This window comes from Gordonia sp. Swx-4, assembly GCF_030316175.1.
GTDB lineage: Bacteria > Actinomycetota > Actinomycetes > Mycobacteriales > Mycobacteriaceae > Gordonia > Gordonia alkanivorans.
On the sequence record NZ_CP128197.1, the window covers coordinates 1,619,985 to 1,633,139 of the forward strand.

At 67.4% G+C, this 13,155-nt stretch carries 14 protein-coding genes and 1 tRNA gene; 6 read left to right on the plus strand and 9 right to left on the minus strand.

The features are described 5' to 3' along the window. Positions 1-93 precede the first annotated feature (93 nt). The gene (locus PWF70_RS07435; RefSeq protein WP_005195626.1) at positions 94-474 is read left to right on the plus strand and encodes a hypothetical protein; all 381 of its coding nucleotides are present in this window, start codon (positions 94-96) and stop codon (positions 472-474) included. A gap of 50 nt (positions 475-524) precedes the next feature. Next, on the plus strand, positions 525-1,364 hold the full coding sequence (locus tag PWF70_RS07440; RefSeq protein ID WP_035750468.1) for an alpha/beta hydrolase: 840 nt from the start codon (positions 525-527) through the stop codon (positions 1,362-1,364). Positions 1,365-1,376: 12 nt separating this feature from the next. Here the strand turns inward: PWF70_RS07440 and PWF70_RS07445 are convergent, their stop codons facing one another. The 3 genes from PWF70_RS07445 to PWF70_RS07455 all read right to left on the minus strand — a co-directional run bounded on the left by PWF70_RS07445 (position 1,377) and on the right by PWF70_RS07455 (position 4,324). Next, positions 1,377-1,820: a hypothetical protein gene (locus PWF70_RS07445; RefSeq protein ID WP_035750471.1), complete on the minus strand. Its 444-nt coding sequence runs from the start codon at positions 1,818-1,820 to the stop codon at positions 1,377-1,379. A gap of 106 nt (positions 1,821-1,926) precedes the next feature. Further along, complete coding sequence (locus tag PWF70_RS07450) at positions 1,927-3,426, minus strand: alpha/beta hydrolase (RefSeq protein ID WP_035750474.1); 1,500 nt, start codon at positions 3,424-3,426, stop codon at positions 1,927-1,929. A gap of 94 nt (positions 3,427-3,520) precedes the next feature. Next, positions 3,521-4,324 carry an alpha/beta fold hydrolase gene (locus tag PWF70_RS07455; protein WP_006357677.1) on the minus strand — a complete coding sequence of 268 codons (804 nt, stop codon included), beginning with the start codon at positions 4,322-4,324 and terminating at the stop codon, positions 3,521-3,523. A 118-nt stretch (positions 4,325-4,442) separates the two neighbouring features. Here PWF70_RS07455 and PWF70_RS07460 point away from each other — a divergent pair, with 118 nt between their 5' ends. Then, entirely contained in the window at positions 4,443-5,678 is a 1,236-nt protein-coding gene (locus PWF70_RS07460; RefSeq protein WP_006357678.1) for a benzoate/H(+) symporter BenE family transporter, read from the plus strand. Between the two features lie 82 nt (positions 5,679-5,760). Here PWF70_RS07460 and PWF70_RS07465 read toward each other — a convergent pair whose 3' ends face one another. Then, positions 5,761-7,185, minus strand: a complete 1,425-nt coding sequence (locus PWF70_RS07465) for an aldehyde dehydrogenase family protein (RefSeq protein WP_006357679.1) — start codon at positions 7,183-7,185, stop codon at positions 5,761-5,763. A 184-nt stretch (positions 7,186-7,369) separates the two neighbouring features. Between PWF70_RS07465 and PWF70_RS07470 the strand changes: the two genes are divergently transcribed. Continuing rightward, a complete protein-coding gene (locus PWF70_RS07470; protein WP_006357680.1) occupies positions 7,370-7,690 on the plus strand; it encodes a putative quinol monooxygenase in 321 nt (106 codons plus the stop codon). Between the two features lie 12 nt (positions 7,691-7,702). Here the strand turns inward: PWF70_RS07470 and PWF70_RS07475 are convergent, their stop codons facing one another. The 4 genes from PWF70_RS07475 to PWF70_RS07485 all read right to left on the minus strand — a co-directional run bounded on the left by PWF70_RS07475 (position 7,703) and on the right by PWF70_RS07485 (position 11,071). Continuing rightward, positions 7,703-10,054, minus strand: a complete 2,352-nt coding sequence (locus PWF70_RS07475; RefSeq protein WP_035750480.1) for an MMPL family transporter — start codon at positions 10,052-10,054, stop codon at positions 7,703-7,705. 1 nt (position 10,055) lies between these two features. Further along, the gene (locus PWF70_RS24115) at positions 10,056-10,421 is read right to left on the minus strand and encodes an acyl-CoA-like ligand-binding transcription factor (RefSeq protein ID WP_006357682.1); all 366 of its coding nucleotides are present in this window, start codon (positions 10,419-10,421) and stop codon (positions 10,056-10,058) included. Continuing rightward, a complete protein-coding gene (locus PWF70_RS24120; RefSeq protein WP_006357683.1) occupies positions 10,418-10,696 on the minus strand; it encodes a TetR/AcrR family transcriptional regulator in 279 nt (92 codons plus the stop codon). The genes PWF70_RS24115 and PWF70_RS24120 overlap by 4 nt, the downstream gene beginning before the upstream one ends. A gap of 129 nt (positions 10,697-10,825) precedes the next feature. Further along, on the minus strand, positions 10,826-11,071 hold the full coding sequence (locus PWF70_RS07485) for a hypothetical protein (RefSeq protein ID WP_006357684.1): 246 nt from the start codon (positions 11,069-11,071) through the stop codon (positions 10,826-10,828). A 131-nt stretch (positions 11,072-11,202) separates the two neighbouring features. Between PWF70_RS07485 and PWF70_RS07490 the strand changes: the two genes are divergently transcribed. Both PWF70_RS07490 and PWF70_RS07495 read left to right on the plus strand, forming a co-directional pair. Beyond that, positions 11,203-12,042, plus strand: coding sequence for an SDR family NAD(P)-dependent oxidoreductase (locus tag PWF70_RS07490; protein WP_006357685.1), 840 nt, complete (start codon positions 11,203-11,205; stop codon positions 12,040-12,042). 39 nt (positions 12,043-12,081) lie between these two features. Next, entirely contained in the window at positions 12,082-12,987 is a 906-nt protein-coding gene (locus tag PWF70_RS07495) for an SGNH/GDSL hydrolase family protein (RefSeq protein ID WP_127963452.1), read from the plus strand. A 14-nt stretch (positions 12,988-13,001) separates the two neighbouring features. Here the strand turns inward: PWF70_RS07495 and PWF70_RS07500 are convergent. Continuing rightward, a tRNA-Leu gene (locus tag PWF70_RS07500) sits at positions 13,002-13,075 on the minus strand. Positions 13,076-13,155: the final 80 nt, after the last annotated feature.

The following is a 13,155-nucleotide window of genomic DNA, read 5'->3' on the forward strand; positions in this document are numbered from 1 at the left end:
AGCAACTCTGTGTGCCTCAACCGTCGAGGGCGCCGGACTATTCCTCACGCGTTCGCTCTCCCGGTGGGCGACCGGTGGGCGATAATCCAGCCCATGGTCGACACCTCGTCATCGAAGCCGCCCGAGCGTCAACGCATCAAGAAGCTGGCGCAGGCCGCATTCAATGCCGACGTGACGGTCGAGCAGCTGGAGGGGATTCTCGCCGACATGGGCGAGACCCTGGAGGGCCTCGGCCCGACCATGGGGAATCTCGACGCGACGATCGAGAAGCTGGATGCGACTCTCGTACGGATGTCGGGAACACTCGACAAGGTGGACACCACCGTCGGCCGGATGTCCGATGTCGTGGCGCGGCTCGAGCGGGTCGTCGCCCGGGTCGAGGTGCTGGTGGGGATCGGCGAGGCCGCGCTTCGTCCGCTCGGAGTGCTCGAGTCCGCGGGCAAGTCGGTCGCGGCGCGGCTGGGCCTCCACTGATCCGCGTTCGTGTGAGCAGGGCGCCAGAGCAGGAAACGAGAGAGCAGGGAATGACACCGCAAGAGCACAGTTTCCGCGGACCGCACGGCCAGAACATCGTCTACGACGTGCACCGGCCCGAGGGCGATCCGCGCGGCGTCGTGGTGATCGCCCACGGGCTCGCCGAACACGGCCGACGGTACGGCCACGTGGCCCAGCGCCTCGTCGACGCGGGCTATCTGGTGGCGATCCCCGACCACATCGGGCACGGACGCTCCGGCGGAAAGCGGATGCGCCTGCGCCGCTTCGCCGAGTTCACCGACGACCTCGACACCGTCATCGCTCACGTCTCCGACGATGCGCTCCCGACGTTCCTCATCGGGCACAGCATGGGCGGCTGTATCGCGCTCGACTATGCACTCGACCATCAGGAGAAGCTCGACGGTCTCATCCTCTCGGGCGCGGCGGTGCTGCCCGGGGATGACCTGTCTCCGCTGGCGGTGAAGGTCGCGCCGGTGCTCGGGCGGATCGCGCCGGGGTTGCCGACCACTGCGTTGAGTTCGTCGAGCATCTCCCGTGACCCGGCCGTCGTCGCGGACTACGACGCCGATCCGCTCGTCTCGCGCGGAAAGATTCCGGCCGGGCTGGGCGGGGCGATGATCGCCACGATGCAGTCGTTCCCGGAGCGCCTGCCGTCACTGCAGCTGCCGGTGCTCGTGATGCATGGCGGCGCCGACGCCCTCACCGACCCGAAGGGCAGCGAACTCGTCGAGCGGCTCGCGGGTTCGGAGGACAAGACGCTGGTCATCTACGACGACCTGTTCCACGAGATCTTCAACGAACCCGAGCAGGACGTGGTCCTCGGCGAGGTCGTGAGCTGGCTGGAGCGGCACTCGCCCGCAGCGTCGTAACGCAGCCGCCGGTCAGGTCAGGCGGACAGCGACGCCGGCGAGAAGCACCAGCACGCCGCCGATCTCGCCGACGATCAGCGCGAGCATGAACAGATACGTCCCCGGCATCGGTTTCTCGAACTGATTCGTGGTGTCGCGCAGTGCGCCGTGGATGCAGTACGCGGCGATCGCGGCGACGAAGAACACGATCGGCACCGCGGCGGCCACCAGGTTGACCACCGGTCCAAACGCACTCAGCTCGACGAGGGCCGCGAGGACGAGGGTCGCAAACGAGTACATCAGCGCCGCCCGATGAGCGATGTCGACGTAGACGTGCGCGGTGTGTTCGGGCGACGTGCGGATCCCGTGGTACTTCCACACACCCAGTGCCAGACCCCAGACCAGGATGAGCCCGGAGGCGATCACCACGGCGATGGTGTCGGTGCCGACGAGGTCGGCCAGATCGGCGGAGTTCACCTCGTAAACCTATCCGCTGTGCGCGGTGGCGACGAGGGCCGACAGATGGGTCAGCAATAGGTATCGCTCAGCGATACCTAGTGCTGACTCCCTCAACGGAGCCGGCTTACCGAACCGGTGTCGTGGTCGTCGTCGACGACGCGGGCTGCTCCGAGACCGGCGGAGCCGACGGCGCGGGCTCCGGTGCGGAGGGGTCCGTCGTCGTCGCGGCGGATTGCTCTGCAGGGGCGGCGGATTCGGCCGCTGCCGACTCGGGTGCGGCGGGTACGGATGCCGACACGTCATCGCTCGACGGTGCAGCCGACTCCGAGGCGTCGGACGGGCCGGCCGATTCCGACGACGAGGTCTCCGACGACGGGGAGGAGGCGTCGGTCGACTCCAGTGCGGCCAGGACAGTGGCGTCGAGGGCGGGGGAGGCCGCGGCGGCCTGTTTCACGGCCATCGTGACCTTCGCGGGGGCCTCGGGATCAGGGCTGCCCGATGCCGACACGACCGTCGTCTTCGCGGTGACCGGCGGGTTGTTGCGCAGCGCCTCGAGGACGTGACCCTTGCCGTCGCCGAGAGCACGACCCCAGTTCTCCCAGGTGTGGCCGCCGTAGTTGGGCAGCGAGATCACCGACGCGCCGGACTGCTTGGCCTGCAGCTGCATCAGCACGGTCGACACCGCCGACAGGATCTCCAGCGCGATCGCCGAGATCTGATCCTGCGGGGCGAGCTTCGCCAGCTCGGACGGGGTGAGGAAACCGTTGCCCGACGAGATGACCAGCACCTGACCGTTCTCCGCGAGCTTGCCGACGTTCTTCGACGGGTCGTTGTCGGTCCAGCGGGTGCCGCCCGGCTTGCCCCACATGTTGACGATGCCGCTGACGTAGTTCGACACCAGGCTCTGCGTCGCGAAGACGCCGAGGGCGCCGATCGGGTTGTCGGTCTGGTAGTAACCCGACATCGCCTGGACGACCTTGAACTGCTCGGGGTGCCGCTCGGCGAGCGTCACCGCGGGGCCGCCCGACATCGACAATCCGACGATCGCGTTGTTGTTGCGGGCGACGCCGAATTGCTCCTCCAGGTACGCGGGGAGCTCGGAGGTCAGGAAGGTCTCCTGCTTGATGATGGTGTTGTTGCTGCCTGCGCCACCGTCCCAGTCGGTGTAGAACGACGACGCGCCGCCGACCGGCATGACCAGCGTTGTGTCGGCCTTGGCGTCGTAGACACGGGCGGCCTGGACGTCGGTGGTCCACGCCGAGCGGGTCTCGCTGGCGCGCATGCCGTCGAGCAGGTAGACGCCGCTGTCGCTGCCGCTGGAGGCGCGGATCTGGACGATCACGTGACGTTGCTGGGATTCCGACCACACCTTGCAGTTCTGCACGAAATATCCGGAGGAGTCCCAGGTGCAGCCCGGGCGCAACTTCTCCGGATGCCCGCGCAGGGCGCTGGCGGTGTTCGACGAGTCGAACAGCGTGCTCGCCCCGAACAGGCCGAGCGTGAGGATGGCGACGACCGAGATACCGGTCAACACCCGCCGGCGCGGCGAGAGACGACGGGGCTTCGGGCTGGGGGCCTCGGAACCGGGGGCCTCGGAAGGGCTGGCCTGGGATGAGTGCGACATAGAGCTCCTGACATACGTGGCCACCCGAAGATCGCGTCGGTGCCGATGTCAAGAATGTCGTTCGACGACCCGACCGGCGTTACGCCGGCTCTGTTCAGCCTGCTGCCTTCGCTGTTCGGATGGCGACCTCGGCCGTCTGCTCGGGGCGTTCCCACCAGAACATGTGCCCGACGCCGGCCCACCTTTCGAGGGAGGCGTCGGGGATGGCCGCGGCGAGCCGTTCGCCCTCGGCGACGCCGATGACGTCGTCGACGTCGCCGTGGATGACGGTCGTGGGGACGTCGATGGCGGCCAGCCGATCGCGGGTGTCGTGGCCCGCACAGGCCGCTGCCTGGGCAGCGACCACCGCCGACGGCACCTTGCGCAGTGTGGAGAACTTCGTGAACTTCTCGAATGCGCCGTCATCGGAACAGAATCCGGGGGACAGGTTGACCTCGAACGCGGTGCGGGCGACGCGCGCGGCGTCGCGGGAGGCGATGGCCTCGACCAGGCGCAGCGCGCCTGAGGTGCCGATCGCGCCCGGACCGCCCGCGGTGGTGCAGCCGAGGACCAGGCTGCGCACACGGTCGGCGTGGCCGAGGGTCAGCTCTTGGGCGATCATGCCGCCCATCGACGTGCCCAGGACGTGCGCGGTGTCCCAGCCGAGGCCGTCGAGGACACCACGCGCGTCGTCGGCGAGGTCGGCGATGGTGAACGAACCCTCCGCGCGGCTGCTCCCGCCGATGCCGCGATGGTCGTAGACGGCGACCTGGAAATGCGGGGTCAGTCGGTCGAGGAGTTCGGCGGTCCACATCTCCCGGTGTGCGGACATGCCCGCGATGAGCAGAAGCGGCTCGCCGGTGCCGGTCACCTCGACGTCGAGGACGGTGGTCGAGTCGGGGTGGGTGGGGATCAGCATGAAGGCCGATCGTACTCACGGCGCCTGCGACGCGTGGGCGTCGTGCGATAAACACACGCGATCAATCCCGGGAATCTGTGTCCTTGTCCTCGCCGGATACGGAGCTAGCCTCGCCCACATGTACGCAACCGGCTTCGAGCGGCCCACCGGTACCCGGCCGAGCCCGTCGTCGATGCTGCGCGATGCCGGCGGGACCTACCTGGCGAACGGCCTGATCGGACTGATCTTTGCCGCGTCGGGACCGGTGGCGGTGATCCTCGCGGCGGGTGCGGCGGGCGATCTCACCACAGCGCAGCTGTCGTCGTGGATCTTCGGGGTCTTCGTGCTCAACGGCATCCTGACGGTGGTTGCCAGCTGGGTGTATCAGATGCCGCTGGGGTTCGCGTGGACGATCCCCGGCACGGTGCTCGTCGGTTCGGCTTCGGCGCACCTGAGGTGGGCAGAGGTCGTCGGTGCGTTTCTCCTGACCGGCCTGCTGATCGTCCTGGTGGGTCTGACCGGGCGTGTGCGACAGGCGATGTCGGCGATACCGATGCCCATCGTGATGGGCATGGTCGCCGGAGTGTTCCTGCAGTTCGGCCTCGACGTCGTGGGCGCGGTCGGGACCGACCCCTGGGTCGCGGTACCGATCGTGGTGGCCTTCTTCGCGCTCCAGTGCCATCAGACGGTGAGCCGGCGGGTCCCGCCGATCATCGGCGCGTTCGTGGTGGGTGCCATCGCGGTCGTCGCGACCGGGTCCTTTCACATCGACACCCCGGCGTCGTCGATCGTGGCGGTGCCGGTCTTCACGGTCCCGGAGTTCACCGTCCGGGCAGCGATGGAACTGGTGGTGCCGCTCGCCATCACCGTGATCGTCGTACAGAACGGACAAGGGGTCGCGGTGCTGCGCGGCGCCGGACACCGTCCGCCGGTCAACGTGATCACCGTGGCGAGCGGGTTGTGGTCGGCACTCGCGGCGTCTGTCGGGGCCATCTCGTCGTGCCTGACCGGCCCCACCAATGCCTTGCTGGTGGCGGGCGGCCGTCGCGACCGTCAGTACATCGCGGCACTGACCTTCGGTGTTCTCGCGATCGTGATCGGTGTGTTCGCGCCGGTGTTCGTCACGCTCATGCAGGCGATGCCGGCCGCGTTCATCGCGACGGTTGGCGGTCTGGCGCTCCTCGGTGCGCTGCAGGGAGCGTTCCGCGGGGCATTCGGCTCTCGGTTCACGATGGGCGCGCTGTTGACCTTCCTGGTCTCGGTGTCGGACCTGACGGTCCTGAACATCGGTTCGGCCTTCTGGGGGCTCGTCGCCGGGATGGCGGTGTCCTGGGTCGTGGAGCGCAACGACTTCCGCGCCGAGGACCCGGTCTGAGCACCGACGGACGCGGCACCGACAGACGGAAACCGGCGGGCACATGTGGATGTGCCCGCCGGACCTGAGAGAGGATGTGGCGTCAGGCGCCGTAGCCGAGTAGCGACTTGACCTCGAGGAACTCGTCGAAGGCGTAGTCGCCCCATTCGCGGCCGTTGCCACTCTTCTTGTAGCCACCGAATGGTGCGACCGGGTCGACCGTGGCACCGTTGAGACCGATCGAACCCGCGCGGATGCGCGAACCGATGCGGCGGACCTCGTCGATGTCCTTGCCGGAGACGTAACCGGCGAGGCCGTATTCGGTGTCGTTGCCGATCTTGATCGCCTCGTCGATCGAGTCGTAGGCGATGACGACGAGGACCGGACCGAAGACCTCGGTGCGGGCGATCTCCATGTCGTTGGTGACGTTGGTGAACACCGTCGGCTTCACGTAGTAGCCGGTCTCGAGACCTTCCGGGCGTCCCGCGCCGCCGATGACCGGGGTGGCGCCGTCGGCGATCGCACGCTCGATGAGGCCCTGGATCTTCTCGAACTGTGCCTCGGAGACCACCGGGCCGAGCTGCACATCGGTCGTCGGATCGCCGACGGTGATGTTCGGCTCGACCGACTTGGCGATCTCGGCGACCTCGTCGAGACGGGAGGACGGCACGAGCATGCGGCTCGGGGCGTTGCACGACTGGCCGGAGTTCATCATCATCGCCGCGATGCCGCCGGCGACGTTCTTCGCGAAGTCCTCGTCGTCGAGGATGATGTTCGGGCTCTTGCCGCCGAGCTCCTGGGCGACGCGCTTGACCGACGGGGCCGCGGTCTTGGCTACCTCGATGCCCGCACGGGTGGACCCGGTGAACGAGATCATGTCGATGTCGGGGTGGGCGGCCAGCGCGGCGCCGACGCCCGGTCCGTCACCGTTGACGAGGTTGAACACACCGGCGGGAACGCCTGCGGCGTCGAAGATCTCGGCCACGATGGCGGCAGAGAACGGTGCCACCTCGGAGGGCTTGAGCACCATGGTGCAGCCGGTGGCCAGGGCCGGGGCGACCTTGCACATGACCTGGTTCAGCGGCCAGTTCCACGGCGTGATGAAACCGCAGACGCCGATCGGCTCCTTGACGATGCGGTGTCCGCCGCGGTCCTCGCTGAAGGAGAAGCCGGGTAGCTGGGCGGCGGCGGTCATCAGGTGGCCGAGGCCGATCGGAACCTGCGCGGCGTTGGTGAGGCCGACGGGGGAGCCCATCTCCTCGGTGACCGCGGCGGCGAGATCGCCCATGCGGTTCTGGTACTCGGCGATGATCCGGTTGATGACCTCGAGTCGCTCCTCGACGGTGGTCTGGCCCCAGGTCTCGAAGGCGCGACGGGCGGCTTCCACGGCGGCGTCGACATCGGCAGCGCTTCCGATCGCGACCTGGCCGGCGGCCTTCTCCGTGGCCGGGTTGATCACGTCGATGACGTTGAGCTCGGCGGGTTCCACCCACCGGCCGTCGATGTAGAACTTGGTGATGTCCGGCATATCGCCTCCGTTGTCGCACTGATGTGAGGACATTTGTTGTCGATTTCACACTCTATGCCTTGAGGCGGCGGAGGTCTCGCGATTCCGGTAGCCGGAAGAGGTCGACGGGTGGGACATTTTGGGACAGCCGTCCCAGTCGCATTTTGCGACAGTTCGTCCCGAGGTCGGGGACTAAGGTCGAGGCATGATTCTCATCGTCGTGAAATGGCCCATCAAGCCCGAGTATGCGGACGAATGGCCGGAGCTGTCGCGCGAGTTCACCGAGGCGACGCGCGCCGAACCGGGCAACAAGTGGTTCGACTGGTCGCGTTCGCTGGACGACCCGCACACCTACGTGCTGGTCGAGGCATTCGACGACGACGCGGCCGAGGCGCATGTGACCTCGCCGCACTTCAAGCAGGCGCAGCAGGAGCTGCCCAAGTACCTGCAGCGGACCCCGGACGTCATCAACACCACCATTGACGGGGACGAGTGGTCGAAACTGGGCGAGTTCGAGGTCGCCTGACCGACGCCGCCGTCAGGGCCCGGTGCGGACCGCCGCATCCGGGGCGGTGTCGGTCGACGGGCCCGAGTCGTCGAGCCGGAGTTTCTCTCCTTCGATGTCGACGTCGGGCAGGATGCGGTCGAGCCACCGCGGCAGCCACCATGCCTTGTCGCCGAGCACCGTGAGCACCGCGGGCATGAGTGTCATGCGGACGACGAAGGCGTCGAAGAACACCGCCGCGGCCAGCGCGAAGCCCATCACCTTGATGAAGGCCATGTCCTGCAACATGAACGCCGCGAACACGGAGATCATGATCGCTGCAGCGGCGGCCACCACGCGAGCGCTGTGTCGGTAACCCTCGACGACGGCGGTTTTCGCATCGGCGCCGTGGACGTAGGCCTCCCGCATCCGCGTCACGAGGAACACCTGGTAGTCCATCGCGAGTCCGAACACGATGCCCACCAGCATGATCGGCAGGAATGACACCACCGGCTGGGGATTCCCGACGATGCCCAGGGCTCCGTCGGTGAACAGCGCAACCGTGACACCGAAAGTGGCGGCAACGCTGAGCAGGAATCCGAGCGCGGCGGTCAAGGGCACCAGGATCGACCGGAACACGATGATCAACAGGATGAACGCCAGCCCCACCACGACCAGCAGGTAGGGGATGAGCGAGTCGGACAACCGGTCGGAGATGTCGAGCTCGATCGCGGTCTGACCGGTCACGCCGTACGAGATGCCGGTGGCCGCGGCGACGCGGGGCTCCATGTCGCGCAGGGTCTGGACGAGTTGCGGGGTGGCCTCGTCCGACGGGGCGGTTGAGGGGATGATGGTGATCTTCGCGGTGTCGCGGGCCTCGTTCAGTCCGCCGGCGCCGATCTGCGCGATCTCCACCCCTTCGATCTGGGCGAAGTCGTCGACGAGGGTGCCGAACGTGCGGAGCCGGTCACCCGTGTCCTCGATACCGCGCCCATCGGCGACGACGACGAGCGGGCCGTTGAACCCGGGCCCGTAGCCGTCGGCGACCATGTCGTACGCCTGTCGCTGTGTCGTCGACGGCTCGGCGGTCCCGTCGTTGGGCAGAGCCAGCTTGAGGCCGGTCATCGGGACCGCGAGTACGACGAGGATGCCGACGATCGCAGCGGTGACGGCGCGCGGATGGGCGACGATGCGCTGGACCCAGCGCTGGCCGTTGTGCACGCGCTCGGCCTCGTGCGGTTCCACATCGGGCGCGTTGAGGCGAGGGAGTCGCCCGCCGAAGGCCTTGCCGCCGAACAGGCCGAGAATCGCTGGTAGCAAGGTCAGGGCCACCAGCACCGCGACGATCACGGTGGCCGCCGCCGCGACACCCATCGCGGTGAGGAACGGGATGTTGACGATCGCCAGCGCCGCGAGCGCGATCACGACGGTGCTACCCGCGAACACGACAGCCGAGCCTGCGGTGCCGACGGCCCGCCCGGCCGCGTCAGCTCGGTTCGACGATCGATGGACCTCGTGGCGATACCGCGACACGATGAACAAGGCGTAGTCGATGCCGACGGCGAGTCCGATCATCGTGGCGAGGATTGGGGTCTCTTTGCTCAGATCGAAGAAGTGCGTGCCCATCTGGATGCCGAGCATGCCGATCGCCACGCCCACGATCGCGGTGATGATCGGCATGCCCCACGCGACGAGTGAGGCGAAGGTGAGGATCAGGATCAGTGCGCCGACCCCGATCCCGATGAGTTCGGAGGTGATACCGAGCTCGAATTGCTGTGTGGCAGTGCCCTTCATCTCGACGGTGAGTCCAGCGGCTCGCCCGTCCTCCGCGACGGCGTCCATCTGCTCGCGGGACCTCTCGGTGATGTCCGACGACGCCTCCACGGCGAAGGACGTACCGAACTGCGCGACGGTGGCCGAGGAGTTGATGGGTGAGGTCGCCTGGGCATCGGCCGCCGCCTCGGCGGCACTCTTGCCGAAGGTCTGCTCCTGGAAGGCCTGGGACAGTTCCCGGAGTCGACCGGGGGACTGTTCGGTGCCGTAGGAGACGAACGGATTGACGATCGAGTCGGGACTCGACACCCCGTCGACGTTCTTGAGGTCGGCGACCATGTCGTCGATCGCCTGCTGGTACCGGGGCTCGGTGAGCGTCGATCCCTGGGGTGCGCGAACCACATAGGTGACGCCGACGTCCGAGCCGAACGAGGGTTCGTCGGGGAAGCGCTCGACCATCAGGTCCTGCGCCTTCTCCGACGGGATGCCCGGGATGGAGAACGATTCGGACGTGGGTTTGGCCAGCAGTGTTGCGCCGACACCCAATCCGATGAGGACGAGAACCCAGATCGTGATCGTCTTGAGGCGATTCTCGTACGTCCAGCGTCCGAGTCGGTACAGGTGTGTTGCCACGTCAGGGCTCCTTGTGGGATGCGTCGGCCGGGCGGCTCATGAGCGGAATGGAATGCTCCAGACCCGCCGACATCTGGTCGAAGGCGGACTCGAGCACGGTAGGCAGGTCGGGTCGGCCGCGAGCCACGAAGAACTCGAGGGCGACTCGCGCGGCGGTGATTGCGGTGTGGACGACCAGGTGGGGATACATCGCATCGGTCCGCTGGCCGCGGCGGGCGTAGAGCAGCGTGAGCCGGGATTCGACCGTCTGGTCGAGGTCCATGTCGCGGGATCGGGCGGTCAGGGCCGGGTCGGTGTCGAGAAGCCTCAGCAATGCAACGATCTCGGCCGGCTCGCCGACGTCGAGTGAGGTGGCGGTCTCGGTCACCGCGGTCCGGACCGAACACCAGAAGCTCTCCTCGGCCGGCCGGGCTTCAATCCGCTCGATGACCGAATCCAGTAGGAGGTCCACAAGGTGGAGGAGGGCGTCTTCTTTGCCGCGAAGTAGTTGTGGAAGGTGCGGACCGAGACGTTCGCCTCCGCGGCGACCGCGTCGATGGTCACGTGGTCGATCCCGTCGCGCGTCGACAGGCGGAGCACGGCACGGGCGAGCGCCTTACGCGTTGCGGCCTTCTTCGCCTCACGGAGTCCTGACGGGTGCACTCCTCCACGGTACGGAAGTTGCAGAGCCATGCAAACTTGCAGACGTGTGCAAAATTGAGTGTGTTCTCTCACTCGACGCCGGGAGTGGTGGGGCTCACGCTGGATCAGGCCGCCGGGGCGGCGTTCGGGCTAACCTCCGTGCACGCTGCTGAGGATCGCGATGATCACGCCCGCGACCGTCAGCACGCCGACCACCCACGCCATGGTGATCGCAAGCCGACGGCGACGGAACCGTGCGGCGTTGATCGCGACGCCGAGGCACACGAGAATCGCGATCGAGTAGAGCGAGATGCCGAGGGTGAGCAGCGCGGCCGAGGAATCGGCGGCTACAGCGTCGGCGGCTGGGGAGTCGACGGCCAGAACCCGGGTGGACATGTCCCCGAGTACATCACCACCGCAGCATCACCCCGCCGCTGACCCGGGCGGCTTACGTGTACGACCACCGGACAGACAGGGCAACCAAGCGCTTGCTAGGGTTCCCGCATCGGCTCGGTCGAGGAGGATGCGTGGACGTCGACGGCAAGGGACTGACGGGCAAGGTCTTCGTGGTGACCGGTGCGGGCAACGGTATCGGCCGGTGCGTCGCACTGGAACTGATCTCCCGCGGTGCGAGGGTGGTCGGCGCGGACATCAACGAGGTCGGTCTCGCGGAGACCGGACGGCTGGTGGGCGACTCCCGGTTCCACGGGCACAAGCTGGACATCAGTGATCGCGAAGCGGTGCAACGGTTTCCGGAGGTCGTGCTCGCTGACGTCGAGCAGGTCGACGGACTGTTCAACATGGCCGGCATCCCGCAGGACACCCAACCCATCGCCGAGGTCGACGACGACCGCATCGACCTGCTCATGCGTGTCAACTACTACGGCACCGTGTGGCTCACCCGGGCCTTCCTGCCGCATCTGGAACAGCGTCCCGACGGTGGACTGGTCCTCATCACGTCGAGCCTGTCCGGGCTCGCACCGTTCCCGGGCGCGGCGTTCTACGGAGCCAGCAAGGCGGCGGTTGCGTTCTTCGGATACGGCCTCGCACAGGATCTGCGGGGGAAGAAATCGAAGGTCACCGCCACCACGGTCCTCCCCGGAACCATCTGGACCGACCTCGTCCGCAACACCTCCAAGGCCCTCGGCACCCCCGAAGCCCTGGCGAAGAACTTCGCGATGGCCCCGGAAAAGGCTGCACGCCTGATCATCGACGCCGCGCTCGCCGGCTGGGTGCGCGCGGTGGTCGGCAAGGACGCCCACGTGTTCAACGGAGCACGCAGGCTGAGTTCACGACTAAGCGAGCGGATGGCGTATGCACAGGTGGGCCGATTCGTCTATCGGCCGGTGCGTCGTCGGAACGGATGACATCGAGCCGGGAGCCGAGGCTACTGGTTGAATTCGACCATGCGATCTTCCCGGTCATCTGCTGCACGCATCATCGTGACCCGTGTGGTTACCGCTGCGATTGCCATGTCCGTCGTCGTGGGGCTCGGTGCCGCTCCGGCGCTCGCCGCTCCGTCGGCCGGGGAGCGGAGGTCGCTCAGCTACGTCGCCCTGGGTGATTCGCGGGCGGCCAGCCCGACCACGCTCACCCAGTTCCAGGGATGCTCACGGTCGGAGACGGCCTACCCGAACCTGCTCGCGAAGACCATCGCTGCGACGTCGTTCCGCACGGTGGCCTGTGTCGGCGCCCGCGGGGAGAACATCACCACGGCGCCGCAGCTGCGGTTCGACGGATTCCATCCACCGCAGATCGAGGCGGTGCGTCCCGACACGGACCTGATCACGATCTCGATCGGCGCCAACGACGCCAACTGGGGCAACCTCTCGCGCTGGTGTATCGCGCCGATCCAGGGCATGGACTCGCGCTGCCGGACCAATCCCTTCTACGTCACCGGGATCAACGACGGGCTGCGCGCGCTCGAGGCCTCGGTCGACTCGTCGCTCGAGGCCGTCCGGAAGCGGGCGCCCAAGGCGGTCATCGCTGTGATCGGACAGGGCGGGTACTTCGGCGACCGCGGATGCTATCCGGCCAACCCGGCAAGCGACGCCGACATCAGGTTCATCCGGAACGGCTTCCTGGCCCGGTACAACACGATTCTGGAGAAGGTGTCCGGACGTCACGGCGCCGTCTTCGTCGACATCCAGAACCGGGTCGTCGGGCATGACGCCTGCTCCGGGGACAAGTGGTTCGAGGGCTTCGTGCCGACCAGCATCTACCTCGGATTCCACCAGAACCTCAAGGGGAATGAGGCCATGGCTCGCCTGATCGCCGAGGCGCTGCCGGAGGACCTCGGCACCTCGCGCTGAGTTCGACAACCCGGTGCCCCCAGTCGGACTCGAACCGACACTGTGCCGATTTTAAGTCGGCTGCCTCTGCCATTTGGGCTATGGGGGCTTCGGAGTGAGCATAGTCAGGCTCCGTGACCTGCTTGTTCCTCGACCCGTCTTTCCTTGACCCGCTCACCTGAGCGGGTG